Consider the following 25,633-nt stretch of genomic DNA (forward strand, 5'->3'; position numbering starts at 1 on the left):
GTTTAGCTACGGCGTCAATGAGCAATTTTAGCTGAAAATTAATTGGCAAAGGGTAAGGTTCCACCCTGATCATGTACCTGTTCAAATGTACCTACACGTAGCCGTTCTTCAGGGCGCTGGAAATGTTTCTGACGCAACTGATCAACTGCCTGCTGTTTGGCATTTTCACTCAGGCCACTTTTTAGGATGTTATCGCGCTCGTCTAAGTAACGCGTCACACTGGATTTCCAGGTCGCACGTTCATCATCGAGTTTTTCCAGACGTTGGGTCGCTTCAGGCCCGACCAGATTCAGGCGCATCTGACGGATTTCTTCAGCAGAACCACCACGCGCTTTAATATCAGCGGTAAGTTTACGCAGATCTTCCAGTTTATTCAGCTGCTCCAGATTTTCTTGCCAATTCTTCGGTAACTGCGCAAACAGTTCTTTTAGCTTCTGAGCTTTTTCTGCTTCGCTCAGCTTTTTATCCGCCATGACTGCCATCCGGTCTAAGGTATATTCATGATAGGTATCTTCAGTGCCAAACAGGCCTTCAATTTCATAATCAGAGAAAAAGCGCTTACGTAGATTCTGGGTGCCGGCATAGATACTGCGGTAGTAAGCTGGATCTTCTTGATCTAGACCTGCAGGTGGAGTCAGTTCTCCTAAACCTTGACGATACTGGATATAACGGTCCCAGAGATCCAGAACCTGTGATAACGCAGGTTCCTGATAATTTTGTTGAATATAGGCCTTAAAATCTCGCTGGATTTGTTCGAGGGTTTTTTCCCCATATTGGGTAATAAAATATTCAAAACAGTTACGGGTCTGTTCATTGACAATCAGGCGATTGCTGGCATCCATCTGCATCTGGCAATTAATTTCCGTATCCTGCTGGCTTGGACTCGGGAATATGTTATTTACGGGGCCATTGGCCAGTGCTGCTGCCTGCTGAGCGCTGCTTTCATTGGTGGATTGCGGGCCTGAGACACGTGCCTGTGCTTCATCCCTAGGAGCAAGCCATAGAATCAGGGTAATCAAGCACAATACGATGAGCGCAATCACGATCCATAGTTTATATTTCTGCATATCCTATGCACCTTTATTTTAATTATCGGATTATTTTAAATTTTGCATTCGGCAGGATAGGAGATATTGCACCTTATATGCTGTAGAAAAGTTGTAAATAATTGGCAGGGGTTTTACCATTGCGCCAATTTATAAAATGTCTGACTTTTTGCCATGAAATCCTCATCTCCTAAAATTCAGCGTCGTCATATCAGCGGTGTATTTCTATTAAATAAGCCTCTAGGCATCAGCTCGAATGCTGCATTGCAAAAAGTACGCTGGTTATATCGTGCGCAAAAAGCTGGACATACTGGTGCACTAGATCCCTTGGCCTCTGGTCTTTTACCGATCTGTCTGGGTGAGGCAACCAAGTTTTCGCATTATCTGCTTGATTCAACCAAGCGTTACCAGACCACAGTTTTTCTAGGACATAGCACCACCACAGGTGATGTCGAAGGGGAAATTTTGCTGGAAAAACCAGTGCCTGAACTGAATGAAGATTTGATTCAGGAGACAATTGCCAAGTTTGTCGGTGAGATCCAGCAAGTGCCACCAATGTATTCGGCTCTGAAAAAAGAAGGTCGTCCGCTGTACGAGCTGGCGCGTAAAGGGATTGAGATTGAGCGTGAAGCTCGTCCAATTACCATTTATGCGATCGAGCTTTTATCTTTTACTGAAAATAGCATTACGCTGGATGTGACCTGTTCCAAAGGTACTTATATTCGGGTACTCGGTGAAGATATTGCCAAAGCTCTCGGTACCTATGGTCATCTGACTTATCTGCACCGGATTCAAACCGGCCATTTTGATCTTATTCCAAGCTATACCATTGAATATCTGGAAAGCTTGACTGAGGCAGAACGTGAAGCACTATTATTGCCAGCTTATGCACCGGTACAGCATTTCCCGCAGATTCAGGCACCGGAAGGCCGTGCAGAATATTTTAGCCGGGGTATGGAAAGTAATATCGACCATCCGGCAGAGCCGCAGGTGCTGGTCTTTGATGGCGAAAAATGCTTAGGCCTGGCTGAAATCACAGATAAAAAACGTCTGGTACCCAAACGTGTTCTTAATCTCTAGTCGCGTTGAATAACAATGGACATCGAGATTATCCTCAGTCTGGTGCTTTTTGCCTTTATGGCCGGAGCAATTGACGCTGCCGTCGGTGGTGGTGGTCTGATCCAGATCCCGGCAATTATGAGTAGCCTGCCGCAGTTGCAACCCGCCACGGTATTTGGCACTAACAAACTGGCCTCTATTTTTGGTACAGGATCGGCAGCCTTTTCCTATCTTAGACAGGTCAAACTGCCCTGGGTTTTACTTGGTGTAATTGCGCTGTGCAGCTTTATTAGCTCATTTATTGGAGCAGCCAGTGTCACCTTGATTCCGGTGGATATTCTCAAGCCTTTTGTGCTGATCATGCTGATCGTGATTGCAATCTATACATTCATGAAAAAGCAATTCGGACGGGTACATGTCGAACAAAAGCTGAATAAAAAGATGCTGATACTGGCAGCACTAGGCAGCCTGGCCATCGGTTTTTATGACGGAATTTTTGGCCCGGGGACAGGCAGTTTCTTTATCTTTTTCTTTATTCGTTATCTGAGCATGGATTTCTTGCATGCCTCAGCTTTATCGAAAATTGCCAATTTCACTACCAATCTTGCGGCACTGAGTTTCTTTATTCCTACAGGTCATGTGCTATTTCTGGTGGGTGCCATGATGGCAGCTGCGAATATTTGCGGTTCGCTGTTGGGTGTTAAGCTGGCCTTTAAATATGGCAGTGGTTTTATCCGGATTCTGTTTCTGATTCTGGTCAGTTTGCTGATTTGCCGTATGGCTTATCAGATGTTTTTAGCCTAAAAATAGATGTAAACTATTCTCAATATTAAAGTTTTTTATACAAATTCGCCTTATAAATATTCCTGACCATTTGCCGGTTTCACTCTATGCTGAAGCAAAGGCATGACAAAAACAGGAGAACAATTACATGACCACCATTTTTGAAGCATTAAGGGAAAGTCATGAAATCCAGCGTGATCTGGCAGAAAAATTACTGCAAACTTCGGGGGATTCGCCAGAACGTCGTGAGTTGTTCAAGCAGCTGAAGAATGAACTGTTTGCGCATGAAACGGCAGAAGACCGTTATTTTTATATTCCCTTGATGATGACAGATCCCGGCCTGAGTATTACCCGTCATGCCTTGGCAGAACATCATGAAATGGATGAAATGATTGAGGAACTGACTGAAACTGAATTTAGTAGCCCAAGCTGGATCGCGATTGCGAAAAGACTGTCAGATAAGGTTCATCATCATTTGAAAGAAGAGGAGCATGCTTTCTTCCAGCAGGCCGGAAAAATTCTGGGCGATGAACAAAAACAGGCTTTAGCGGATCAGTACAAAACTGAATATCAGCGTTATAAAAAAATGAAAAAAGACATGCTGGTTAAAAGCTAATATTTAAATTTATTTAAATTCAAATTTTCATAACAAAAAAAGATGGCCAGAGTGCCATCTTTTTTATTTATTCAGCTTTCTATTTTCCGGGTTTTATACTGCTGCCGTGCTTCCCGCATGGTCACGCCAACTGAAGCCAGCATAATACAAACCAGTGCGACCGTTTGAAGTAGCGTAATTTTTTCACCCAGCAAGATAAAACCTACCAGTGCTGCCAGAGCTGGAGACAGACTGGAAAGCGTGCCATAACTGGTTTTATTCAAGTGCTGGAGCGCTTTTAAATCCAGCGCATAAGGAATGGCGGTTGCCAGAACTGCAATGGTAATGGCCTTGCCCCAATATTGGGTATCAATGAGCGCAGGAGCATTGTTATATAGTCCGATTGGTAGCAAACACAGGGCTGAAATACTGATGGCAATGGTAAGTGCATGCATCCCGATATTTTGCTGTACCACGCGTTGCCCAAAATAGATATATAGTGCCCAGCAGAGGCCAGCCCCTAGGGCACACGCTGCACCAAACAGATCAAAGTTACTGCTATTGGCTTCCCCCCATGGCACCATCAGCACAATACCTAAAATTGCCAGTAATACCCAGACATAATCCTTGCGGTTCTGAATCGAAATTAAGGCCAGTCCTAGTGGGCCAATAAACTCCAGTCCGACAGCAATGCCTTGCGGGAGTTTGCCGAGCGACATATAGAACAGGATATTCATGACGCCCAGAGAAGCACTATAGCAGAGCAGATCCCGCCATTTCAGGAATTGTAAACGTCGAATAACTTTCCAGGAACGGAACATGACACAGACAATAATGGCGGCAAAGCAGAGTCTTAAAATAGTGACGGTGATCGGGTCAAGCACCAGGAAAAGTTGCTTGGCGAAGGATGCACTGATCTGGTATGAAGTCATGGAGAGAACCATGTACAACACAGCAAGAAGTTGGACGTTTGGCATGGGAGAAACTACTTATACCAGAAGAGTATAATCGAGATACAGAAGAAAGCGGAAGTATATCAAACTGGTTAATTTTTGATGAGTAGGGCAGACGAATATTTTGTGAATACGAAGCAGATTTTGGATCAGTGAATTTAAATTTTTGATTTCGTCCCTCACCGAAAAAATTAAATTCAAAATGAATTATTGATGAGATTGTGGTTACAAATTAATCAATTTTTTAATTTGATCTTAATTTTATATTTATTAAAATGGCTTAGACCTCATGATTTGGGTCAACTTTAAAATAACAATGAAAAATAAAACGATGAAAAAATAATAAGGTAGATAATAATGAAATTAAGATTACTCTCTTGTGCTGTCTTGAGCCTTATGCTGACTGCATGTGGTGGCTCTGATTCTGATAATAACGAGCCAGTCGCAGGTCAACCAACCCCAACCAATCCTGGTAATCCGAGCAATCCTGGAACTCCGGATAATGGTGATGGAACATCAGATACGATTTCTGAATTCTATACCTATCAGTTCAATCTGCCGAATATTGATGCTTCAGATATGGAGTCGGAAAAGCTTCTATTGGCCAGCCATAAAAATAAAATTACTGACGGCATCTTGTATGCAGATGATAACCGGGCTGTTGATACTGAATATGATCTTGATGAAGACATGACTTTCCCAATTTATGTTACAGAGAAAGGCGTATTCCCTGCAGATCGTGCCCGTACAGCATTAGGTTATAAACTGGAAAAAGTACTGGAAAATACCTCTGAACAATTTACTAGTCGTCCTGTTACTATTCTGGAAAATAACATCAGCAATCATCGACACCTGGAGTGGTATGACCTGTCAGGTAAAGCCTTAACTGAACGTACCAATATTGCTGTCGTGAAGATGTATGACGATACCGAGACCAGAGTTTTCTTTGATACTGATACCACGGATGCTGAACGTAAATATTACAATCAGTTTGCCACCAATTTTGTCGGTTTGCAGAAGGCACGTACTTTCCCGAACGGATCTAAATGTTTCCGTATTCTGGCTGAGCATCCTGAAGAAGAATTTATTGAATTTGATCCGGATATCAAAACTGGCTATCGTACACTGGCTGAATGGCAGACAGGCGAGTCTGTTCAAGAGATGGCGAAAACCATTTTAGATGGCACGATGGCTAACCTGAAATTTAAAAAAGCCGAATATAAAGACGATGCCCAGCAATATTACAAATACTTTGGGGCGATCGAATATCAGGGTGAAATTTATTCCAGTACTTTCTCGGAACATGGAGAGCATATTGATCATGCCGATTATATTGCTCAAGCAAGAAAAGCTGCCTTGGACAATTTAAGGGAAGAGGGTGCAACTCCTCTAATGCTCAAATGGACAGATTACCTGTATGACCATCTTGCTTCGGCATGTGATGGCTATAATGTGACAGCAGCTACAGCATTAAATACAGCTATTAAGGATGCAACGCCACGCTAAAATTAAATAGGTCATTAAAAAAGGCGCTTGAGCGCCTTTTTTATTTAGTGTTTTCTTCTTTGTATCGTCACCGTACAGCCAATCGATGCACTGATAATAGTGGCCAGCGCCAGCCATTGTGTCCACAATAAAGTCTCGCCTAAGAATACAAAACCGGAGAGTGCTGCAACCGCAGGTTCTAGGCTCATCAAGGTGCCAAAACTCAAAGCAGTTAAATTACGCAGTGCAATCATTTCCAGGGTAAAGGGTAAGGCACTTGCAAGAGTAGCCAAAATAACAAAATACATGAGGCTAATCGGTTCAAATATATGAGCAGGCATTCCCGCAAACAGGGCAATCGGCATTAGCACCAGCATGCCCACGAACATGCCTAGACACACGGTATGATTCCCTGATACACCCGAAGGCTTTTGTCCGGCCACGATATATAGTGCCCAGCAGGAACCTGCACCTAAGGCAAACAGGATGCCCATCGGGTCAAGCGGTTGTGCAGCCTGATCAAAGGGAAACAACAGAACCAGCCCTAGAATGGCCAATCCCACCCAAATAAAATCAAATTTCTGCCGGGCATAAAACAGGGCAACACTTAAGGGGCCAATAAATTCAAAAGAGACTGCGATTCCAATCGGCAATCGGTCAATTGCCAGATAAAACAGCATATTCATGCCAGCTAATGCCAAGCCATAACTGATAATGGCTGGCCATTTGACCTGGCGGAAATTGATCTGCCAGATTTTAAAAATGAGCGCCAAAATTAATGCACCAAGAAGTAGGCGCATTGCGGAAACGGTCAAGATCGGGAACTGGCCAAACAGATATTTGGCAAAGGAGCCGCTGCTCTGCATGCTGATCATCGCGATCAGCAGAATCAGCGGCGCTTGCACCATAGGTGCAATTTTAAGATTTGGCATGACTAAATTTGTTTCGATTTCTCGAAGAGCGGAAGAGCAGCATCAGCTGAGTAAGGCTTAAAAATAAAAACCTTTAAGCAATAAAAAAACCACAGCCCGAAGACTGTGGCTTTTTAAAAACCTGAATTAGAACAATACGCGAACGCGGATTGTACCTTCAAGGTTGTGTAGAGTATCGAGTGCTTCCTGAGATGCAGTTGCGTCTACATCCATCACCAGGTAACCCACATCGCCTTTGGTCATTAAAGTCTGACCAGAGATGTTAATGCCGTGTTCAGCAAACAGGTTGTTGATCTTAGACAACACACCCGGAATGTTTTTGTGGATGTGAAGCAGACGGTGTTTGCCTTCAGTTAATGGAAGCGCGATTTCTGGGAAGTTCACCGCAGAAAGCGTCATACCTTTATCTGAATAAGCTACAAATTTCTCAGCAACTTCCAGACCGATGTTCGCCTGAGCTTCCATGGTAGAACCGCCTACGTGTGGAGTCAGGATCACATTTGGAATATTACGTAATGGAGAAACGAATTCTTCGCCATTTGCTTTAGGCTCTTTCGGGAATACGTCAACCGCAGCACCCGCAAGGTGGCCAGATTTCAACGCTTCAGCCAGATCTTCGATCACAACACATGTACCACGTGCTGCATTGATGAAGATTGAGCCTTCTTTCATTTGCGCGAATTGTTCTTTAGTCATGAAGTTACGTGTAGACGGAACATCAGGAACGTGAATAGAAACAACATCAGCATTTGCAAGAAGTTCGCCCATTGTGCCGACCTGACGTGCATTACCGAGTGGTAATTTAGTCACTGTGTCGAAATAGATCACTTTCATACCCAGGCTTTCAGCAAGAACAGAAAGTTGTGAACCAATTGAACCGTAACCAACGATACCTAAAGTCTTACCACGAGTTTCGAACGAACCTACAGCAGATTTGTTCCAGCCGCCTGCATGTGTATCTGTAGATTTTTCAGGTACACGGCGAAGCAGAAGAATCGCTTCAGCAAGTACAAGTTCAGCAACCGAACGTGTATTTGAATATGGTGCGTTGAATACCGGAATACCGCGACGCATTGCTGCATCCAGGTTCACCTGGTTAGTACCGATACAGAAACAACCTACCGCGATCAGTTTGTTCGCAGCTTCAAACACTTCTTCAGTGAGCTGAGTACGGGAACGGATACCAATGAAGTGTGCATCTTTAATCGCTTCTTTCAGTGCTTCACCCTCAAGCGCTGTTTTGCGATAGTCGATATTGGTATATCCAGCTGCATTCAATGTGTCGATTGCGTTCTGGTGAACGCCTTCTAACAATAGAAAACGGATTTTATCTTTAGGTAGAGATAGATGTTGGCTCATTACGGCTCCGCTACAAAGGCCAAATTTAGTCGCCGTATAATAGCACAGGAATGGGGCGGTTATACATTTCCTTGATGACTACAATATCAGCTATTTTTGCAAGTGATAGTAGTGAAAATGATAGAACTGGTTGAATTAAACTATCATTTTCAAAGGTATATTATCAAAATTGTCATTTTTTAAGGGAAAGCCCCAAAAATAGCTTATAATATTGCGCCATGCTGTTTAAGCTGCCAGTTTTGGTGCTTTAATCATCATGTTTCGCCTGCTTTGTATACAGGTTTTAATGCCTGAAAAATATACAAATAAACTGGCGAGGTCTCTCTTGTTTAATTCATGCTAGGTCTGCAAACGATGAATGCTCCAGTCGCTTTAACCCCAGAGTTATTGACCCAATTGACTGCAATTGTGGGTGAAAACCGTATTAAAACTGATGCGGACAGCCTCCAGAATTGGGGTCGTGATCATACCAAACACTTTGATCCAAACCCATCGGTCATCGTTTTCCCATCTTCGACTGAACAGGTTCAAGCAATTGTGAAGCTTGCCAATCAGTTCAATGTTGCAGTGACTCCATCAGGTGGTCGTACTGGTCTTTCTGCAGGTGCTGTCGCTGCGAATGGCGAGATTGTGGTAAGCATGGACAAGATGAACCAGATTCTGGAATTCTTCCCGGCTGACCGTATGGTACGCGTACAGGCCGGTGTAGTGACTGAACAGCTGCAAAACTATGCTGAAGAGCAGGGCATGTATTACCCAGTAGATTTTGCCTCTTCTGGTTCAAGCCAGATCGGTGGAAACATCGGGACCAATGCTGGCGGGATTAAAGTGATCAAATACGGCATGACCCGTAACTGGGTGCTTGGCCTGACTGTGGTGACTGGTAAAGGTGATGTACTGCGTCTAAACAAAGGCATGATCAAGAACGCGACTGGTTATGCGTTACAACACCTGTTCATCGGTGGTGAAGGTACTTTAGGTTTAGTCACTGAAGCAGAAATCAAACTTGAGCGTCAGCCACACGACCTGCAAGTGCTGGTACTGGGTGTACCTGATTTTGATGCGATCATGCCAGTATTGCATGCCTTCCAGGCAAAAATCGACCTGACTGCATTCGAGTTCTTCGGTGAGCTGGCGATGCAAAAAGTACTGGCCAATGGTCACGTACAGCGTCCATTTGAAACTGAATGTCCATTCTATGTATTGCTTGAATTTGAAGCGCCGTTTGAGCCGATTATGGACAAGGCGATGGAAATCTTCGAGCACTGTATGGAACAGGGTTGGGTGCTGGATGGCGTGATGAGCCAAAGTCTTGAGCAAGTACATAGCTTATGGCGTCTGCGTGAAGACATCTCTGAGTCGATCGCTCCATTCATTCCGTACAAAAATGACATCTCTGTACTGATCACTCACGTACCAGCTTTTATTAAAGAAATCGATGCGATCGTGAATGAAAACTACCCAGATTTCGAAATCTGCTGGTTCGGTCATATCGGTGACGGTAACCTGCACTTGAATATCCTGAAACCGGCTGACCTGACCAAAGATGAATTCTTTGCAAAATGCCAAGTCGTGAACAAGTACGTATTTGATACTGTGAAAAAATACGATGGTTCAATTTCTGCAGAACACGGCGTAGGTATGACCAAGAAACCTTATCTTGAATACACTCGTTCCGCTGAAGAAATCGAATATATGAAAGCACTGAAAAAAGTGTTCGATCCAAATGGCATCATGAACCCAGGCAAACTATTCGATCTTTAATCAGAATAGATTTACAAAAGCGCATCGAAAGGTGCGCTTTTTTTATTACTCTGTAACTGGACTTACAGAGTCTAAATAGCGTTAAGCTGAAAAGCCCGGCATGATAATTTCTGCATAATAAAGATAATCTGGGTTAAACAATATGTTACGGTTATTGGCGGTTACAATTTTAGGTCTGGGTGTGATGACATCAGGTTGTACAACCACCCAGAAAGTGATTGCAAAAGTGCAGTCTTCTTCAGATACACCTTTGGATCAGGTGCTTAAAATGAGGCCTGACCTGCGTGAAGAACTGGCAACAGTCGAGATTCGTCAGTTCTTTAATCGTGTTGAGTCACCGACAGTTGGACAGGTAAAAGTGACTGAAACAGGTTTGATGGATGATTCAGTGAGATCGATTCAAACCATTTATCATTTTAGAAAAGAAGAGAAAAACTGGAAAATGAACAATACTGAAAAGCTCTATCAGTGTGTACGCGGTTCAAATACCAAAACTTTCCAGAAAGCAGTCTGTCCATAATAATGTTTGATCTTTAAACAAAACTTCGTTAAAAGCGTATCTTAAGGATGCGCTTTTTTGTTTTTGGAAAAATAATGGATATTCGTAAATTAGTATCGAAGGATTTAGATGAATTAGCGACAAAATTTTTAAAAAATATAGAATATAAAATATCTAAAAATAATAGCGCTTTTGAACAGCTTTTGAAATTGAAACATTGGTTTATAGAAGATAAACCAAGAAAAATTAGCTTTGCTAAAGATTTTTCAATACCCATTAAGAATGAAGCTGGATTCAAATTATTAATAGAGAAGTTTATTCATGGTAAAGGAGGAATTTATCAACATCAAAGTCGAAAGTTATTTAATGGAAATGCAAGAGACTTAATGCTTTATGACTTCGGTATTCATCATTTACATTTAGGTGTCTATCAAGATCCTAAACATAAAAAAATGGTAAAAGGGACAAAGACAGTTATATTTGCTTATATAAATGAAGAAGAAATATTTTTTATTAGATCGGCAGTACATGGAGAGTGGCATTTACAAAACAGTTTGGAGATTTTAGACAATGAAAGACCAGATTTAATTTCCCATAGAAAAGTAAATGGTATACAAGGCTCTACCTTAACGGATGGTGAAATTTTATTCTTTAGAAATAAATCAATAAACTACTTTATTAAGATTAATGATTCTACATATTGTTCGGAATCAGCTTTTAATTTCTATGGTTCAATCCAGGTTATGATGAAATATGACGATATTTGTCTAGATGTTGAGAAAATCATTAATGATGAAATAAATAAATTAAAGTTAAGTTATCCATTAGAAGATGAAAATTTGTTTATTAAAATTACAGACTTTAATTTTGATAACCTTCAAGATTTTCAATTTGAAATTGAAATAAAAGGTCAGAAAAAGATAGTTTTTAATGCTAATTAAATGAAAATATTTGCATTCTAGTAAATTAATTTTTATTAATATTTTGAGAAATTGTTGATTTTTTAGCTCACAGTAATCCTCGCAGACTTCAAAATCAAACTCTGCTAAACTGCCCTCATTTATTGAAATCTAGCTCTTTTAAAATTCTAAAAAGAGTAATTGAGCATAAAAGCCTCTCATGCAAAACGTCCAAACCCACAAACTGACCCGTGCCACACTCATGTTCCCTCTGGCACTGGTGCTGTTTGAATTCTCCGTCTATATCTGTAATGACCTGATCCAGCCGGCCATGTTGGCCATTACCCGTGATTTTGGCGTGAGCAGTTCCTGGGCACCATCTTCCATGTCCTTTTTCCTGTTGGGTGGAGCATTTGTCGCAGCAATTTTAGGACCCTTATCAGACCGTTTAGGCCGTAAAAAAGTTCTGCTCGGTGGCGTGGCATTTTTTGTAATCTGCTGTCTGGTAATTTTACTCACACCGAATATTCAAAGCTTTCTGTTCCTGCGCTTTTTACAAGGTTTTGGCTTGTCCTTTATTGCTGCTGTGGGGTATGCCGCGATTCAGGAAAATTTTGAAGAACGCGATGCCATTAAAGTCATGGCTCTTATGGCCAATGTCTCCTTGCTGGCACCACTTTTAGGGCCGGTGGTTGGCGCCTTTATGATTGATCATGTTTCATGGCACTGGGGCTTTATCGGAATTGCCTGTCTAGCTTTTTTGAGCTGGTTTGGACTGAAAGCGAAAATGCCGAATCCAAATATCAGTATTCCCAAACAGCCACTCAGCTATATTATCGATGACTTTAAGCAGGTCCTGAAAAATAAGCGTTTTGTGGTCATGACTATGGCATTGCCACTGGTGAGCTTGCCATTGATGCTATGGATTGCCTTATCTCCCGTGATTCTGGTTGAAGAACTAGGCTTGAGCAGCATGCAATATGGCCTGGCTCAGTTTCCGGTATTGGGTGGCCTGATTTTGGGTAATATCATTCTGCTGAAAATTATCGACAAGATGCCGCTCGGTAAAACAGTGATGCTGGGTGTGCCATTGATGCTGTTCGGAACCATTTTGTTGTTAGTGGGAATGTTGATTCCAGACTATTTTCTGCATTGTCTGATTATCGGTACCACTTGCATCAGTCTGGGAGAGGGGATCAGCTTCTCGGTATTGTACCGTTTTGCCCTGATGTCATCTGAAGTGTCCAAAGGCACGGTTGCGGCAACGGTATCTATCTTGATGATGCTGAGTTTCTTTACCGTAATTGAAGTGGTCAGGATTACTTATGAAGCTTTTGATCTTTGGGCTTATTGCGGCGCCTCGTTTATTTTGATTGCACTCTGGTTTAGCTTGCCGCGTATGCAATTAAAACAGGTGATGCAAGAAAGGAAAGGGCGAGGGGAGTTTTAAAGAATTCCTCCCTTTTAAATGTTTAATCGAATGAAAATATTTACTTGATGTGCCTCAAATAAAAATATTGAATGTTTTCTCTCCCTATGGGAGAGAGGGAAATATTAATAAAATAACCTCACCCTTGCGCAGCAGTGCTGCTCGTCTCCTAAAAGGAGAGGGAACGTCCATGATTGATTTAATAATGATTAGAATCCAAAAGTTAAGCTTCAGCCGGCTGCTCTAACTTCTTTAATTTCATATCAAAGATAAATGGCCCAAACGGCAGAATCGACGCGATCAAGCCCAGAATAAACATACTCAGAGACCATTTCTGTTTTTCGCAGACTGCAAATAACACCACAAGAAAAAGCACGAAAAGAACGCCGTGACCCATACCGATATATTTCACCAGAATCGGGTTATCCATCATGTACTTAACCGGCATCGCAATAAATAACAGCAGCAGAAATGAAATACCTTCAAGCAATCCAACCAGACGTAAAGTTTTAATATTCACGCGCACTCACTCTTCTATGTTCTATTCAATCAGGCTTGAGTGTACCCAATCTGCCGATTTAAGCAAAATGAAATTTATAGAATAAAATGAATTATTTTAAATACTTATATCCTAGTGCTCCGCTTGGTTATTTGATTTCAACTGCCAGTAATTGCTGTCTTAGAGACAATAATTCAGGCAAGGTTTCCAGTAACAGACTGATCTGTTTAAGTACCAGCAGTAGGTGGGTGGAAATATGTTCCTGCTGACTCAGTTGCCGGATTTCTGCCAATTGGCCTTGAATGTCCTGCTGCGGTACATTTTCAGGATTTGACAGGGCATTAGTTAAAGTCTGCTGACAGGCAGAAAGCAGTTGCAGAATTTGCGGATCAGATACCTGTTCACGATGGCTACCCAATGCGGAAATATAACTGAGCTGACTGTGGCTATAAACCAGATAACGGAAGGCATTGCGAATCAGCACCGGATCTGGATTCGGTTCGGTACTTAGACTGGAAATCATATTGGAAAGGTCAATCTGGGCATTGTGGGCCAAACGACGTGCTGTCCGATAAGCAATGCTGTTATTTTTGCCATGCTGATATTGCTCCAGAATAGCCAGTAAATAGTTCAGCGTCGCTTGGGAAGATTTTTTGATGTTGCTGGAAATATTACGGAAATTCCAGTCTGGCCAGATGCAGCTGACCGCCAGCCAGGCGATCAGACAGCCAATCAGGGTATCGATAATTCTCGGCAGAATGACTGTATAGCCAGCGCCTTTCAGATTAAAAATCAGCAGTACCACCAAGGTTGCCATCAATGTGGCCATAGCATATTTCTTGGAGCGCAAATAGAAAAAACCGACACCGAAAATAACTGTGAGCAGCAACTGGCCTTCAATACTCGGCACAAAATACAGGATCGGAATTCCCAGGATGACGCCGAGCAATGTACCTAAAGTCCGCAGTTTTAAACGGCTTTTGGTAGCGAAATAACTGATCTGGCAGACAAACAGACTGGTCAGCAATATCCAGTAGCCATTTTTGGCAAAGGGTAATAGGGAAATGGCATAGCCAACCAGAAAGACCAAAGCGATCCGCACCGCATGGCGAAACAGCGCTGATTGTGGTCCCAAATGGGGTTTTAATTTCAGCCAGAAATCTGCGGGTCCACGCAGGTCATCATCAAACAGGCTAGAATCATCAAAATGCTTTGGATAATCCGGACGGTAAATGGCTTGTCCATCCTGCAAATGTTGCAGCTGTTCATGCACACTGAGCAGATTGCTCAGAATGAGCTGTAAGTTTTTTACCTCAATATTCTGGGGATGCTGGGCAATCCAGTCCTGCATGGAGGCTTCTAATGCTTTGAGTGCCAGTTGATGCTGTTCAGGAAGCTGATAAGTTTCGTTGCGTAGTACACATGCAGCCAATTGCTGGCAGGCAAGCGCCTGTAAGTGAATATTTTTCTGAATCCGAAAGATCAGATCGGTACGGCTAAAATGCTGGTGAATCTGCTCATAATGCAGATAGTTGGCAGTTGCCTGCTCATGGATATCCTGGGTCAGAAAATAAAGATTCAGCCAGTAAATAGTCTTATGATTCGGACGCGAGGCTTTGAGCCGAGTCAGTAAAGAATCTTTGGTACGATTAAAGCTTTCAATGACTTGAGTATTTTTTAAGGAAAGCTCATAGAGCAGAGGTTCGACATTATTCTGATTATCGGGATCAAATAATTTGGCTTTGGTCGATAGCAGCTCTGCCATCTGTTGCAGGTTGATGGACAGATTTTCCTGAACCTGTAAAGTGGGACGAATCAGGTAAAACAGAATCGAAGTCAGGCCATACCACACCACCCCAACTACAAAATACAGCGGCTGCTCATACCAGTGTCCATATTCTCCCAAGCCAAACATGGTGTAAATGGACAGCAATACAGTGCCAAAAGAAATGGTGGCATAACGCTGTCCCAAAGCCCCCATTAAGATAAATACGGCACTAGAAAGTGATAACCACAGTGCAAACCAGATTTTATAGGGATGCAGAAATTCCAGCATGCTACTGACCGCAAAAAACAGCAGCATGACCAGCCCTAGATTGCGCAGCCTTAAACTTAAACGGTCATCAAAATCGGTCAGGGCGGTGGCAATTGCCCCTAAAGTGACCGGAACAATCAAGGCCTCATAGCCGAGAAGCTTTAGACCAAAAGTCGTCCCTGAAAGCACAATGAACATCTGCAAACAGTAAGTCATCAAGGCACTGGACTGAAAAGGCAACAGGGCTTTTTTAAGTATGTGCTGAAGAGGATGCAACATGGAATCTGAGCTATTCACAAGAATATGATCCGTGGTATTTAACTGCCGGTTTTGAATGCAATTTAAGCGCCAATTTCAGAAGAAATATCTACTAAAAAACGGGCAAGAAGCCCGTTTTTGAATGCTAATAATCTGTAATAAATCAGATCACGCCGCACGCAATACGTTCACCGCCACCGCCTAATGGTTGCGGTTCATCCGAATAGTTATCACCGCCCGCATGAACCATGATGGCACGACCTTGAACATCTGCCAGTTTCAGGCGTGGCGCAAGTAGAGTCACACGTGCTGTACCATCAGTGTTTACTTTAAGGGCTGGTAAATCACCCAGATGACCCGTCACGGGCGTGCCATGATGAGGTGCCTGATTCGGGTTGTAGTGACTGCCGGCAGCAAGTGCAGCACTTGGTTTGCCATCTTTTTCACCCGGTGCACATGAACCATTTTCATGAATGTGGAAACCACGCTCACCCGCAGGAAGCTGTTTCAGATTAGTACGAATCACCAGGCCAGCCGGGCTGTCACTCAATAATACTGTACCAATCGATTCACCGACGCCCTGTGCAGAGACTGCATTCAGGGTCACGGTTTTAACATTTTCAGTCGAAGTGGAGGTTGAAGCGCAACCGGTAAAAAGTGCTGCACTGACTGCGCACAAAGCTGTAAGTTTAAACAATGAAGACATAATTATCACACCTTGATCTTTATTCTGCTTTTCGGAATCTATTGAAACAGAGCAAGACCAAAAGCACTATGGAAAATCAGTACTTAAATGTTTTAATTTGTTTAAGCCGGTCAGTCTGGTGATTTAGGTATCTTGTTGCGGCGCAGACGGAATTTTTTCTTCGGTTCAACCTCATGCGCCATAGTGGCTTTAGGCATCATCAAAGGTTCATTCAAGTTGCTTTCATGCAGCCATTCACGCCAGATGGCCAGTAGTACGGCCAGAATCACCGGTCCAATAAAGACACCGACCAGACCAAAGCTGGCAATGCCACCCAAAACACCAAACATGATCAGCAGGAATGGAATTTGTGTTGCACCTGAAATGACCAGTGGACGAATCACGTTATCTGCCGTACTGACAATACAGACACCCCAGACCATGACGCCAACAGCTTCAATGGTTTGACCTTGCGAGAACAGCCATAGCGAAACCGCACCATAAGCAACGGGAGGGCCAAAAGGAATTAAGGCGAAGATAAAGGTGATAATGGTCAGTACCATCGGGTTCGGTACGCCAGCTACAAAGTAGCTGATACCTGCCAGCAAAGACTGGGCAATTGCTGTTAAGCCTACGCCATAGACCACCGCACGTGTGGTATCTGAAATTGTCGCCAGATAATGGTGAATACGTGGACCGACTACCATCTCAAAGGCTTTACGCACCTGATTCAGAATGGTATGGCCATCACGGTAGAAGAAGAATAACGACAGTACGGCAAAACACAGCTTGAAGACGTTTTTACTGATTTCATTCAGTACGACTTTACCATAATTCAGATGACCCTGAATCCAGGCTGAAATGGTCTGTGCAATACTGTTTGGATCGGCATTTATCTCATTCAGGGTACGGGTAATTTCCTTACCCACAAGTGGCAGGCCACGAATAAAATCTGGAACGCTAAGATGACCTGAGAACACCTGTTTCTGCAATTCAAAGTACAGGTTCCGGCCTTCGTGTTGCAGCATAAAAATGGCAAAAATAAAAGGCAGACCAAACACGAGAATCACACCCAGAATCATAATGGTTGCACTCAGTGTCGGCCGATTGCCACTCATTCTTAAGATCGACTGATACAGCGGCCAGGTCATGTACGCAATAATGGCTGCCCAAACTACAGGAATGATGAAATACTTGAGTATGTGAAAACTCAAAAAAATCAGAATGAAAAACAGTCCAAATAATAAGACTTTTTGTAGTGTAGGCGCGTACTGTTGCACTGAATTTAGAAGCTCATTTTTTTAGGTTGTGTCAGGCATATTAACTGAAAAAAAAGCGATCGAAAACGATAGTGCAGGAAGTAGTACGATTATTTTCCTAAGAATAAAAAGAAGAGGCTAAAAATAACAGAACTAGAACCATTGGCTTGGATCGTCAATAATGGCATTCAATAAAGATTGCCATTGATCCTGTAATTCCCGGTACATCTTCTGCTGTTTATCAAAAATAGACAGGCCTTGCATGGCCAGCCGGCTATAAGGCGCACGTTCAGAAATCCAGGCGACCGGTTGCTGATCAATTTTATTGAAAAACTGCTGAATGTCCTGATTGCTGGCTGCATTAGGTTTGGTGCGGTTAGCGAGGAGCAGAATTTCAACCTTGCCTTTACGGATACGTTTAATATCATGCAAATGCTTGAGAAAACGGCGGGTAGAATCAATATCAAAAAATGAAGGCTGCAACGGGGTAATGATGGCATCTGCTTCACTAATTAGCTGTTCGGCATGATCTTCATTCAGCGCTCCGGGTGCATCGATAATCAGATATTCCAAGTTTTTAGGCGCATCTCCAATCGATTTGGCATTTCGCCAGTCCAGACTCTGAATCGGTGCGGCATCTTTTGGGCGATGTTTCAGCCATTGCAAGGTCGATTTCTGGCTGTCCGCATCAGCCAGAGCAACTTTATAACCCTTTTGTGCCAGGGCAGCTGCCAGGCTAATTGCAGTAATGGTTTTACCACAGCCACCTTTCTGATTTGCAACTAAAATAGTTTTCATGACCCGGGATGATTTAATTCTGCTCCCGCCTAGCATATCATTCTTTGCAGGCTTACTGGATGGCAGACCCTTTCAACTTCAGTCGAAGGTAGGCAGCAAAATAAAGCAGATTAGGAAGATTGAATGTCCATTGGAATGGCCATGCTGATTGGTGCCTGTATTGGAGTAGTTTTAACTACCCTGATTCTGGGCCAGACGCGAAATGGTCGAATTAAAGCAGAATATGAACAATATATTGCCGAGCTAGAGTTGGAACATCAGCAAGCTTTAGTTGCTGCACAAAAACGCAGTGTGAATACCAGTCGTGCGGTACTCAAAGGCAAAATGGCCGAGCAGTTGGCACCAATCATGCCAGAGTTTCAATATCTGCCTAGTGATGCCAAATTTTTAGGTGATCCGGTGGATTATGTGGTCTTTGATGGCTATACCGATTTTCGTGACGGTGAGGGGCTGGCTGAAGATATTGAAGTGGTTTTGATTGATATTAAAAGTGGTGGTGCACGTCTGACCAAAGGCCAGATGGCAATTGCTCAAGCCATTCAGGAAGGGCGGGTACGTTTTGAGACTATCCGGATTGATTTTGAAGACTGAAGGACAGCAAGCTTCAACTCTACACTATGGATAAACTGATTATTGCCGCAGCACTGTTTGCGCTTGGACTATGGATCTGGTCGGAATACTTTCGGGCGATTCCGAATCTGGAGCAGGCCGGAGTACTCAAAAATTTTCAGGTAGAATCGATTGAGCCGCATCAGGCTGAATATCGCGTACTGGCTAAACAGTATTATGGGCCTGAGCGCCGTACCATTCATCCAGCCAGTCCGGTGGTGGGAAGTTTTAATGATCTGGCCTATGTCAGTAATATTGATCTGTTACTGGCAGTACCGGAAGTATCCAGTGCTGTATTTAAACCATTCAAGCTTGAGCAGGACAGGCGTTGTTTTAATATCACTGCTACAGACGCACAAGCCAATCCTGCGAACATTCAACCTCATTTGCTGAACCTGAGTGTGATTGCCGCCAGCGAAGCTGTTGCCAATAAGGTTCGCCGTTTAAAAGCAGATCAGCGGATTTGGCTGCAAGGTGACTGGGTACAGGTCAAATCAGCGACCAGCCAGCAAGAATTTCAGGTTGGAAAAAGCAATCCAAAATCAGCCCAATGCCGCCTGTTTAGAATAACTGATTTAAAAGTGCTGGATTAAAGCGGTTTATGCGCTCTAGCTAACAGCATACGCTGGCCAATCTTTGGAATACCTTCTGCATCGATATAATCAACTTCATCCAGTTCAAACCCAGCCTCTAAAAGAGCGGTTTCAATATCCCGGTTAAGATGACAGCCATCTGCCACTTTCTTCTGAATCGGGGTGAGTAAATGCTGTAAGCGCTGAATGTTGAGATGCTCTCGGTTTAATACATGCTCAACCAGATGAAAATGGCCGCCTGGCTTCAGAACCCGGTAAATTTCATGCAGACTTTGGTGCAGATCTGGAATACTACATAAGGTCCAGGTTGATACGATATTTTCCAGACTATTTTCTGCGAAAGGCAGAGCTTCTGCACGGGCCTGAATCTGTTCGACTGCAAAAGGGCTTTGACTGATGCGCTGCTCAGCCAGTTTAAAAATGTCCAGGTTAGGTTCCAGCGCATAGACTCTATCGACGGCCTGATAAAAAGGCAGATTCAATCCTGTACCGAAGCCAATTTCTAGGACTTCACCTGTAATAGGCAACAATAATTCACGGCGTAAATTCATCAGGGATGGGGTCTGCATGACCTGATTCAGTAGATGCGGAAAAATATGTTGTTGATAGAATTTATACAGCATGGTCGCATTCAAATGATTCTTAGACAAGCTTAGATTAACCGAAAATAATCAGATTCGCTAAAGCTCTCTGCTCACCAAAATTGATCAACTTGTTACTAATTTCAACTATTTATTCATTAAAAAAATCGTACTATCAAACAAGATATTCTTGAAAAAATTTGATGGAATAAAGACAGAATTATGTTCAAACATCTTCGATACTATGCTTTGGCGGCCAGTCTTTTACTACCGCTTTATGGTCACACTTCTGTAGATCATAATGTTGCCAAAGGGCTGCCACCGATGGCCAAAGACCAATCTATTTCAGTCTTGCAGCCGTTTAAAGGTGATTTCCGCATTCTGGGATCAAAAATTTATACCGACGACGAGCAGGCTAAGTTCTCTCCGATCGATTATGCGGTGAGTTGGGGTCTGTTTGCGCAGCCTGAAATTGCCCGGCACATTACAGTCAATCAGTATAACCGTTACCTGAACTGGAAAATGGATCGCGTACCAGTGCCCATTGAACAGGCCAAACAGATGGTATCCAATATGCACATCATCCCTGCCAATCCACAAATTGCCAAAGCGATTAAACAGGTGAAACGTGGTGATCTGGTACGTTTGCAAGGTGAACTGGTGGAAGTACGTGATAAAGACCTCGTCTGGAAATCTTCTTTAACCCCAACCGATACCGGTGATGGTGCTTGTGAAGTGTTTCGGGTCAGCTCAATCAAGTGGATTGAGAAAGTAGGTAAAGGTTAAAACTGGAAAAAATTTTAAAAGCTTTCTGAAAGGTGTGCTCGGGTGATTCTGGGTGGCTTGGCTTTCTTGATATTTAATTTATTTTAAGCCTGATAGTTTTTCATTTTTTAAATGAACTACTTCTTCCAAAAAATAATTTTAATCTTAAATATGAATGTCATCTTGTTTTGTTAGTTTGATATAAAAAACCGCCAGAAATAGGCGGTTTTTTATTTGGCAGAATAACTTATTTGGCAGCCAGTGCTTCACCTTCAAATACAACACCATCCCAGCCATTTTGCATGAACTGACGGATATTCTGATGATCTGTTGCTTCTGGTGTAGTCAGTACAGCCGCATAGTGTTCTGCAAACAGGCTCAAGGTTTGTGCCTGATCCAGACCATTCAATTTGGCAAATGAAAATACTTTGGCACTGCCTTGGTTTTCAGTGGCAGCATTGGCCTGTTGACCATTTTTGAATGCAGTTGGTGTATGAGTATAGCGTGCATCGATATATGCAATCACATCTGCAAATTTAGCTTCGCCCGCAGCCAATTGAGCCAGTAATTCCTGAGCCATGTGGATTCCCTCTAGACTTAAATCAATTTGAATGGCGTCGAATATACCAATTTTTTGGCAAAGATCCATGTTCATTCTGCAATTTTAGGTGCATGATGTTATTCATTATTCTCGTCCCACATGGTGGCTGACGAAAGATTTAAGATCGAATAAAGACGGAGTAAACATGAACTGGCTTTTGGTGGCAATGGGAGGCGCGATTGGGGCAACACTGCGTTATGGAACAGGAATGTTGATTGCCAAGCCACAGATGCTATTTCCGTGGCCGACCTGGTGGATCAATATTATAGGCTGTATGTGTGCCGGGATTTTCTTTGCCTTTAGCCAGAAATACAGTTTCCTGCAAACTGAAGCACGGTTATTTTTGATGGTAGGCATCTTGGGCGGCTTTACGACTTTTTCCAGTTTTGGGCTAGAAACTTTTCAGCTGCTTAAGCAGGGTGCAGTTACAATCGCCTTGAGCTATGTGATCTCTAGTGTGATTGTCGGAGTATTTATGCTGGGTGTGGGCTTTTATTTCACCCAGTTGGCTTTGGCGCAGGCATAAAAAAGTCAGGAAATTGGAGGTAATTTCCTGACATAAACCACGATTTAAATTGAGAGAGAAATCGGAGGTTTTAAGTTTAACCACGTTTAAAACGGGCAAAACGTTTGTTAAAGCTCGCTACGCGACCTTCATTGCTGGTTTGACGTTGCTCACCGGTATAAAACGGATGTGAAGCACTTGAAATATCCAGGGTGACATAAGGATAGGTTTTACCTTCATATTCCTTGGTCTGGCTAGAAGTCATGGTGCTGCCAATCACGAAGTAGGCATCAGCATTGGTGTCATGAAATAAAACTTATCGATATTCTGGATGAATGTCTGGACGCATCGTAATATTCCTCTTGTAATTTAAGAGTAATGTTATAATGTAACATTTGATATTTCAAGTGAAGTAGGGTTACTGCTTGTAAGCTTATTACTTCAACCTAACTGCGACTTGGCACGATTTCTTCAAATACATCACTCAAATCATCATGTACTTTCAAATGAATCAGGTTCCAGTACTGTCCGGAAATAGTACGGTTCACCATCAAGGTATCTGGCGACGGTTTGAATACATCCCAATATTTCAGAGAAGGTTTGAGCAATTCCATTCCATCATGATGTGCTGAGTTTTCAGCAAAATCATAATTGGTAGTTAAAGGACGCATCAGTACTTCTAGCCATTGCTCATACAGATCGGCCGGGAATTTTCCGGTCTCTGTCAGGGTATGCAGGGCATCCAGTTGCTGTTCAATAGTCGAAATATCCTTGTCACGGGCTGCATGGATCAATTCTTTGAAGTGAGTAATGATCTCGGTAGAAAGCGTTTTAACACCGCCGTAATCGTAAATAATCACCGAGCCATCTTCACGGAAGGCAAAGTTCCCTGGATGCGGATCACAATGGAAACGTTTCAGATAGAAAATTTCCTGACCAATCGCACGGAATAATCGGCGGCCTAGGGCATTACGGGTTTCTAGCGGCCATTGGCTGGCCGTTTCCATACTTTCACCCTGTTCCAGGCTTAGGGTCAGAATATGGCGGGAAGAATACTCACTAAATACTTTCGGAATTACAATTTGGTGATCGAGCGATTCATGAAAGGCACGCGCCACTTCCAGATTCTGAGCCTCAATTTCATAATTGAGTTCATTGTCCAGACTATGCTGGATTTCCTTAAATAGCTGATCCTGCAACTTGCGGTCAATTTTAAGTACACCCATCAAACGCAAGGCGAGACGAACCTGTTTCAGGTCACTTTCACAGGCTTCTTCCACTCCCGGATATTGCACCTTGACCACAACCTGCTGGCCATCGGGTAGCGTCGCTTTATGCACCTGTCCGATCGAGGCTGCGGCAAAAGGCTGCTCATCAAACTGCTGGAATAGGTCCTGCAAAGATTTGCCTAATTCTTTTTCGACCTGTGACTGAATCTCTTTAAATGGCATCGGTGGAGCCTGACGCTGCAATTTGGAAATGGCTCGAGCAACTTCAGGCGGAAAAATATCTTTATATTGCGAGGCAATCTGGCCGACTTTCATCACCGCACCTTTCATTTCCCCCAAGGTATCAGCAATCTGTACTCCAATATCCTGAAATAATTTACTGCGTGCAGCATTTTTCTGCTCTTCATCCGCAGTTAAATTTTTAATCGAATTGGATAGGGTTTTACTTGCAATACTTGCGGTCATTCCAGCCAATTTCATAAAGCGGCGACCAGGCGTTCGAGCCGTTTTTGCCATGCGAGATTCCTCAAAATCACCATTTTTATGGGTGTATTTGATCATAGGTGACAAACTATAAATTGCCTATATTTAATTGTAGATGTTATGTTGCAAAGCTTCTCAAAGTATTCATATTTGCTTGATATTGTTCACTTGATTTATGCAATTTTTAAACCATCTTGGCATCTGTATGGTAGTTTTTGAATCAATTATTTAATTATTCTGAAGAGAGTAAAGCACGATTTTTAAGTTCCTTTCCATGATGAAAGGCTTAAAATAATGGCATCTCAAGATCAAGAAATTTCAATGAAAGTCTATCGATATTTTACTGGCAAAGATGATGTGAATTTTTGTGCCCGTGTGACCAAGGCACTCAATGAAGGCTATGAACTTTATGGTGCACCGACCATGACCTTTAATGGAACAGATGTCATTGTCGGGCAAGTGGTGATTAAAGAAGTCGCAGATGAGTCGGAGATTCCACAGGGATTAAAAGATGCACTAAATCAGTAATTCAATGCATCTTTTTAAATAATAAGAGAATTAGGCACGCTGGCTTAAACGTTTGTTATTGCCATAAAGTCGTGCCAGCAATAAAACACAGGCCACGCTCAGACCGACAATCAGACCGACCCAGACGCCTGCCGCCCCCATATCTCCAAAACGGGACAAATAAACCCCCACCGGGAAGGCAATCACCCAATAGGCAATCATGGTGATCCACATCGGACCTTTGGTATCCTGCATGCCGCGTAAGCAACCTGCAGCACTGATCTGCCAGGCATCCATCAGCTGATAGGCCACAGCAAAGAGCACCAGATAAAGCGCAATCTGGGTCACCATCGGGTCAGAGGTATAAAGCGCTACGATTTCACTACGGAACACCCAAAGCATCAACATGATCAGCAGAGCCAAAATCGTCGCGGTCATCAGACCTAAGCCTTGTACTCTGCGCATGGCATCCCAGTTCTGTTCACCATAATAAGTTCCCACCCGAATGGTCAGTGCAATGGCGAGAGACATGGGAATCATGAACAATTGCGAGGTAACGGAAATAGCAATCTGGTGAGCGGCCACAATGGTTTCACCTAATGGACTCAGAACAATCGCTGCGGTACTAAAAATACTCACTTCAAAGAAAATTGCCAGTCCGATCGGAAAGCCCAGCTTTAAAATCCGTTTCAGCCAATACGCATTTAGCTTTTCCCAGTGACTAAATGGCTGACTATTTTGATAAACCCGATTTTTAAAAATATACAGTGCCAGACTCATTAACATGAGCCACTGCAGAATTGCGGTGGCAAAACCACAACCTGCACTGCCCAGCGCAGGTATTGGACCAACTCCATACATAAAAATGAAGTTCAATGGAACCAAAAGCAGTAGCGCCATGAGGCTAATGGCAGTGACCGGACGTGGATAACCAATGGCTTCAGAGTAGCCACGTAAAGCCGCATACATGGTTACAGCAGGCATACCAAAGCCGATGGCATGCAAAAACAGGCCAGCTTTAGGTTGCAGACTTTCTGGAACACCTAGTAAAGGTAAGGTGAGTGGCAAAACTTGTAAAACCAGACCCGCAATCACCCCCAGGATGAATGCAACCCATAATGATTGCCGCGCAATTGTGGCGATTTTTTCAGGTGTACGTGCGCCTTTCGCTTCCGCTACCAAAGGTGTAGTAGCAATCATAATGCCACTAAACAGTAGCATGACTGGAATCCAGAGGCCGACACCAACCGCAATCGCTGCCAGATCAGTCGGTGAGAGACGCCCGGCCATAATCGTATCAATCAGGCCCAAACCTGCTTGGGAGAATTGTGTGACCAGAATGGGCAACATCAGATGGAACAGCTGTTTTAATTCATAACGACGGGTTGTGGCTGTCAAAACATTCGACACAAAAATTACTCAT

26 protein-coding genes and 1 pseudogene are annotated in these 25,633 nt (G+C 43.1%); 13 read left to right on the forward strand and 14 right to left on the reverse strand.

Going from position 1 to position 25,633, the window contains the following annotated elements; all coding sequences use genetic code 11:
- Positions 1 to 38: 38 nt before the first annotated feature.
- The gene (locus AC4MCD_RS01715) at positions 39 to 1,067 is read right to left on the reverse strand and encodes a lipase secretion chaperone (RefSeq protein WP_491876482.1); all 1,029 of its coding nucleotides are present in this window, start codon (positions 1,065 to 1,067) and stop codon (positions 39 to 41) included.
- Between the two features lie 153 nt (positions 1,068 to 1,220).
- On the opposite strand from AC4MCD_RS01715, the gene truB reads away from it, so the two are divergent.
- From truB to AC4MCD_RS01730, 3 genes are all read left to right on the forward strand, one after another.
- The gene (gene truB, locus AC4MCD_RS01720) at positions 1,221 to 2,126 is read left to right on the forward strand and encodes a tRNA pseudouridine(55) synthase TruB (RefSeq protein ID WP_491876483.1); all 906 of its coding nucleotides are present in this window, start codon (positions 1,221 to 1,223) and stop codon (positions 2,124 to 2,126) included.
- A 15-nt stretch (positions 2,127 to 2,141) separates the two neighbouring features.
- Positions 2,142 to 2,909 carry a sulfite exporter TauE/SafE family protein gene (locus tag AC4MCD_RS01725; RefSeq protein WP_491876484.1) on the forward strand — a complete coding sequence of 256 codons (768 nt, stop codon included), beginning with the start codon at positions 2,142 to 2,144 and terminating at the stop codon, positions 2,907 to 2,909.
- A gap of 127 nt (positions 2,910 to 3,036) precedes the next feature.
- A complete protein-coding gene (locus tag AC4MCD_RS01730; RefSeq protein ID WP_491876485.1) occupies positions 3,037 to 3,504 on the forward strand; it encodes a hemerythrin domain-containing protein in 468 nt (155 codons plus the stop codon).
- Between the two features lie 71 nt (positions 3,505 to 3,575).
- On the opposite strand, the gene AC4MCD_RS01735 is transcribed toward AC4MCD_RS01730, so the two are convergent.
- Positions 3,576 to 4,460: an EamA family transporter gene (locus AC4MCD_RS01735; protein ID WP_491876486.1), complete on the reverse strand. Its 885-nt coding sequence runs from the start codon at positions 4,458 to 4,460 to the stop codon at positions 3,576 to 3,578.
- Between the two features lie 333 nt (positions 4,461 to 4,793).
- Here AC4MCD_RS01735 and AC4MCD_RS01740 point away from each other — a divergent pair, with 333 nt between their 5' ends.
- Positions 4,794 to 5,942, forward strand: a complete 1,149-nt coding sequence (locus AC4MCD_RS01740) for a hypothetical protein (RefSeq protein WP_491876487.1) — start codon at positions 4,794 to 4,796, stop codon at positions 5,940 to 5,942.
- Between the two features lie 44 nt (positions 5,943 to 5,986).
- Here AC4MCD_RS01740 and AC4MCD_RS01745 read toward each other — a convergent pair whose 3' ends face one another.
- Positions 5,987 to 6,853: an EamA family transporter gene (locus AC4MCD_RS01745; RefSeq protein WP_491876488.1), complete on the reverse strand. Its 867-nt coding sequence runs from the start codon at positions 6,851 to 6,853 to the stop codon at positions 5,987 to 5,989.
- A 126-nt stretch (positions 6,854 to 6,979) separates the two neighbouring features.
- The gene (serA, locus tag AC4MCD_RS01750) at positions 6,980 to 8,212 is read right to left on the reverse strand and encodes a phosphoglycerate dehydrogenase (RefSeq protein ID WP_005233651.1); all 1,233 of its coding nucleotides are present in this window, start codon (positions 8,210 to 8,212) and stop codon (positions 6,980 to 6,982) included.
- Between the two features lie 354 nt (positions 8,213 to 8,566).
- Between serA and AC4MCD_RS01755 the strand changes: the two genes are divergently transcribed.
- The 4 genes from AC4MCD_RS01755 to craA all read left to right on the forward strand — a co-directional run bounded on the left by AC4MCD_RS01755 (position 8,567) and on the right by craA (position 12,824).
- On the forward strand, positions 8,567 to 9,976 hold the full coding sequence (locus AC4MCD_RS01755; RefSeq protein WP_125279697.1) for an FAD-binding oxidoreductase: 1,410 nt from the start codon (positions 8,567 to 8,569) through the stop codon (positions 9,974 to 9,976).
- A 142-nt stretch (positions 9,977 to 10,118) separates the two neighbouring features.
- Positions 10,119 to 10,496 carry a hypothetical protein gene (locus tag AC4MCD_RS01760; protein WP_312210962.1) on the forward strand — a complete coding sequence of 126 codons (378 nt, stop codon included), beginning with the start codon at positions 10,119 to 10,121 and terminating at the stop codon, positions 10,494 to 10,496.
- A gap of 74 nt (positions 10,497 to 10,570) precedes the next feature.
- On the forward strand, positions 10,571 to 11,416 hold the full coding sequence (locus tag AC4MCD_RS01765) for a hypothetical protein (RefSeq protein ID WP_491876489.1): 846 nt from the start codon (positions 10,571 to 10,573) through the stop codon (positions 11,414 to 11,416).
- Positions 11,417 to 11,594: 178 nt separating this feature from the next.
- Positions 11,595 to 12,824 (forward strand): chloramphenicol efflux MFS transporter CraA, encoded by a 1,230-nt coding sequence (craA, locus tag AC4MCD_RS01770; RefSeq protein ID WP_491876490.1) that lies wholly within the window; start codon positions 11,595 to 11,597, stop codon positions 12,822 to 12,824.
- 202 nt (positions 12,825 to 13,026) lie between these two features.
- Here the strand turns inward: craA and AC4MCD_RS01775 are convergent, their stop codons facing one another.
- The 5 genes from AC4MCD_RS01775 to AC4MCD_RS01795 form a co-directional block, all read right to left on the reverse strand.
- Positions 13,027 to 13,323: a DUF3817 domain-containing protein gene (locus tag AC4MCD_RS01775; RefSeq protein ID WP_004787034.1), complete on the reverse strand. Its 297-nt coding sequence runs from the start codon at positions 13,321 to 13,323 to the stop codon at positions 13,027 to 13,029.
- A gap of 127 nt (positions 13,324 to 13,450) precedes the next feature.
- Positions 13,451 to 15,616 carry a YccS family putative transporter gene (yccS, locus tag AC4MCD_RS01780; RefSeq protein ID WP_491876491.1) on the reverse strand — a complete coding sequence of 722 codons (2,166 nt, stop codon included), beginning with the start codon at positions 15,614 to 15,616 and terminating at the stop codon, positions 13,451 to 13,453.
- A 142-nt stretch (positions 15,617 to 15,758) separates the two neighbouring features.
- Positions 15,759 to 16,301: a superoxide dismutase [Cu-Zn] SodC gene (gene sodC / locus AC4MCD_RS01785; protein ID WP_312210739.1), complete on the reverse strand. Its 543-nt coding sequence runs from the start codon at positions 16,299 to 16,301 to the stop codon at positions 15,759 to 15,761.
- A 110-nt stretch (positions 16,302 to 16,411) separates the two neighbouring features.
- Positions 16,412 to 17,560 carry an AI-2E family transporter gene (locus AC4MCD_RS01790; RefSeq protein ID WP_491876492.1) on the reverse strand — a complete coding sequence of 383 codons (1,149 nt, stop codon included), beginning with the start codon at positions 17,558 to 17,560 and terminating at the stop codon, positions 16,412 to 16,414.
- A gap of 132 nt (positions 17,561 to 17,692) precedes the next feature.
- Positions 17,693 to 18,337 carry a ParA family protein gene (locus tag AC4MCD_RS01795; RefSeq protein WP_491876493.1) on the reverse strand — a complete coding sequence of 215 codons (645 nt, stop codon included), beginning with the start codon at positions 18,335 to 18,337 and terminating at the stop codon, positions 17,693 to 17,695.
- A 123-nt stretch (positions 18,338 to 18,460) separates the two neighbouring features.
- On the opposite strand from AC4MCD_RS01795, the gene AC4MCD_RS01800 reads away from it, so the two are divergent.
- Entirely contained in the window at positions 18,461 to 18,928 is a 468-nt protein-coding gene (locus AC4MCD_RS01800; protein WP_004787020.1) for a Holliday junction resolvase-like protein, read from the forward strand.
- Between the two features lie 26 nt (positions 18,929 to 18,954).
- A complete protein-coding gene (locus AC4MCD_RS01805) occupies positions 18,955 to 19,539 on the forward strand; it encodes a hypothetical protein (RefSeq protein ID WP_491876494.1) in 585 nt (194 codons plus the stop codon).
- On the opposite strand, the gene AC4MCD_RS01810 is transcribed toward AC4MCD_RS01805, so the two are convergent.
- Entirely contained in the window at positions 19,536 to 20,162 is a 627-nt protein-coding gene (locus tag AC4MCD_RS01810; protein ID WP_491876831.1) for a class I SAM-dependent methyltransferase, read from the reverse strand. The genes AC4MCD_RS01805 and AC4MCD_RS01810 overlap by 4 nt on opposite strands.
- Before the next feature lie 180 nt (positions 20,163 to 20,342).
- Here AC4MCD_RS01810 and AC4MCD_RS01815 point away from each other — a divergent pair, with 180 nt between their 5' ends.
- Positions 20,343 to 20,906 carry a hypothetical protein gene (locus AC4MCD_RS01815; protein ID WP_004787012.1) on the forward strand — a complete coding sequence of 188 codons (564 nt, stop codon included), beginning with the start codon at positions 20,343 to 20,345 and terminating at the stop codon, positions 20,904 to 20,906.
- 226 nt (positions 20,907 to 21,132) lie between these two features.
- On the opposite strand, the gene AC4MCD_RS01820 is transcribed toward AC4MCD_RS01815, so the two are convergent.
- A complete protein-coding gene (locus AC4MCD_RS01820) occupies positions 21,133 to 21,465 on the reverse strand; it encodes a HopJ type III effector protein (RefSeq protein ID WP_491876495.1) in 333 nt (110 codons plus the stop codon).
- A gap of 166 nt (positions 21,466 to 21,631) precedes the next feature.
- Between AC4MCD_RS01820 and crcB the strand changes: the two genes are divergently transcribed.
- Entirely contained in the window at positions 21,632 to 22,012 is a 381-nt protein-coding gene (gene crcB / locus AC4MCD_RS01825; RefSeq protein ID WP_419364114.1) for a fluoride efflux transporter CrcB, read from the forward strand.
- A 76-nt stretch (positions 22,013 to 22,088) separates the two neighbouring features.
- Here crcB and AC4MCD_RS01830 read toward each other — a convergent pair.
- Together AC4MCD_RS01830 and AC4MCD_RS01835 are read right to left on the reverse strand one after the other, a co-directional pair.
- Positions 22,089 to 22,340 (reverse strand): annotated as a pseudogene (locus AC4MCD_RS01830) (type B 50S ribosomal protein L31).
- A gap of 97 nt (positions 22,341 to 22,437) precedes the next feature.
- Positions 22,438 to 23,736, reverse strand: coding sequence for an ABC1 kinase family protein (locus AC4MCD_RS01835; RefSeq protein WP_004787005.1), 1,299 nt, complete (start codon positions 23,734 to 23,736; stop codon positions 22,438 to 22,440).
- Between the two features lie 288 nt (positions 23,737 to 24,024).
- Between AC4MCD_RS01835 and AC4MCD_RS01840 the strand changes: the two genes are divergently transcribed.
- Entirely contained in the window at positions 24,025 to 24,231 is a 207-nt protein-coding gene (locus tag AC4MCD_RS01840) for a DUF1737 domain-containing protein (protein WP_034701512.1), read from the forward strand.
- A 30-nt stretch (positions 24,232 to 24,261) separates the two neighbouring features.
- Here AC4MCD_RS01840 and AC4MCD_RS01845 read toward each other — a convergent pair whose 3' ends face one another.
- Entirely contained in the window at positions 24,262 to 25,620 is a 1,359-nt protein-coding gene (locus tag AC4MCD_RS01845) for an MATE family efflux transporter (RefSeq protein ID WP_419374505.1), read from the reverse strand.
- Positions 25,621 to 25,633: the final 13 nt, after the last annotated feature.

This window comes from Acinetobacter sp. CAU_H_78 (assembly GCF_058599365.1).

What these genes read in the sequence shown, in the direction of transcription:
- AC4MCD_RS01765 (WP_491876489.1), top strand. Translation starts at nt 10,571, where the DNA reads ATGGATATTCGTAAATTAGTATCGAAGGATTTAGATGAATTAGCGACA.
- AC4MCD_RS01810 (WP_491876831.1), bottom strand. Translation starts at nt 20,162, where the DNA reads ATGCTGTATAAATTCTATCAACAACATATTTTTCCGCATCTACTGAAT.
- AC4MCD_RS01725 (WP_491876484.1), top strand. Translation starts at nt 2,142, where the DNA reads ATGGACATCGAGATTATCCTCAGTCTGGTGCTTTTTGCCTTTATGGCC.
- AC4MCD_RS01745 (WP_491876488.1), bottom strand. Translation starts at nt 6,853, where the DNA reads ATGCCAAATCTTAAAATTGCACCTATGGTGCAAGCGCCGCTGATTCTG.
- AC4MCD_RS01755 (WP_125279697.1), top strand. Translation starts at nt 8,567, where the DNA reads ATGAATGCTCCAGTCGCTTTAACCCCAGAGTTATTGACCCAATTGACT.
- AC4MCD_RS01760 (WP_312210962.1), top strand. Translation starts at nt 10,119, where the DNA reads ATGTTACGGTTATTGGCGGTTACAATTTTAGGTCTGGGTGTGATGACA.
- AC4MCD_RS01740 (WP_491876487.1), top strand. Translation starts at nt 4,794, where the DNA reads ATGAAATTAAGATTACTCTCTTGTGCTGTCTTGAGCCTTATGCTGACT.
- crcB (WP_419364114.1), top strand. Translation starts at nt 21,632, where the DNA reads ATGAACTGGCTTTTGGTGGCAATGGGAGGCGCGATTGGGGCAACACTG.
- truB (WP_491876483.1), top strand. Translation starts at nt 1,221, where the DNA reads ATGAAATCCTCATCTCCTAAAATTCAGCGTCGTCATATCAGCGGTGTA.
- AC4MCD_RS01805 (WP_491876494.1), top strand. Translation starts at nt 18,955, where the DNA reads ATGGATAAACTGATTATTGCCGCAGCACTGTTTGCGCTTGGACTATGG.
- serA (WP_005233651.1), bottom strand. Translation starts at nt 8,212, where the DNA reads ATGAGCCAACATCTATCTCTACCTAAAGATAAAATCCGTTTTCTATTG.
- AC4MCD_RS01715 (WP_491876482.1), bottom strand. Translation starts at nt 1,067, where the DNA reads ATGCAGAAATATAAACTATGGATCGTGATTGCGCTCATCGTATTGTGC.
- AC4MCD_RS01800 (WP_004787020.1), top strand. Translation starts at nt 18,461, where the DNA reads ATGTCCATTGGAATGGCCATGCTGATTGGTGCCTGTATTGGAGTAGTT.
- AC4MCD_RS01730 (WP_491876485.1), top strand. Translation starts at nt 3,037, where the DNA reads ATGACCACCATTTTTGAAGCATTAAGGGAAAGTCATGAAATCCAGCGT.
- AC4MCD_RS01840 (WP_034701512.1), top strand. Translation starts at nt 24,025, where the DNA reads ATGAAAGTCTATCGATATTTTACTGGCAAAGATGATGTGAATTTTTGT.
- AC4MCD_RS01835 (WP_004787005.1), bottom strand. Translation starts at nt 23,736, where the DNA reads ATGGCAAAAACGGCTCGAACGCCTGGTCGCCGCTTTATGAAATTGGCT.
- AC4MCD_RS01735 (WP_491876486.1), bottom strand. Translation starts at nt 4,460, where the DNA reads ATGCCAAACGTCCAACTTCTTGCTGTGTTGTACATGGTTCTCTCCATG.
- AC4MCD_RS01820 (WP_491876495.1), bottom strand. Translation starts at nt 21,465, where the DNA reads ATGGCTCAGGAATTACTGGCTCAATTGGCTGCGGGCGAAGCTAAATTT.
- sodC (WP_312210739.1), bottom strand. Translation starts at nt 16,301, where the DNA reads ATGTCTTCATTGTTTAAACTTACAGCTTTGTGCGCAGTCAGTGCAGCA.
- craA (WP_491876490.1), top strand. Translation starts at nt 11,595, where the DNA reads ATGCAAAACGTCCAAACCCACAAACTGACCCGTGCCACACTCATGTTC.
- AC4MCD_RS01815 (WP_004787012.1), top strand. Translation starts at nt 20,343, where the DNA reads ATGTTCAAACATCTTCGATACTATGCTTTGGCGGCCAGTCTTTTACTA.
- AC4MCD_RS01795 (WP_491876493.1), bottom strand. Translation starts at nt 18,337, where the DNA reads ATGAAAACTATTTTAGTTGCAAATCAGAAAGGTGGCTGTGGTAAAACC.
- yccS (WP_491876491.1), bottom strand. Translation starts at nt 15,616, where the DNA reads ATGTTGCATCCTCTTCAGCACATACTTAAAAAAGCCCTGTTGCCTTTT.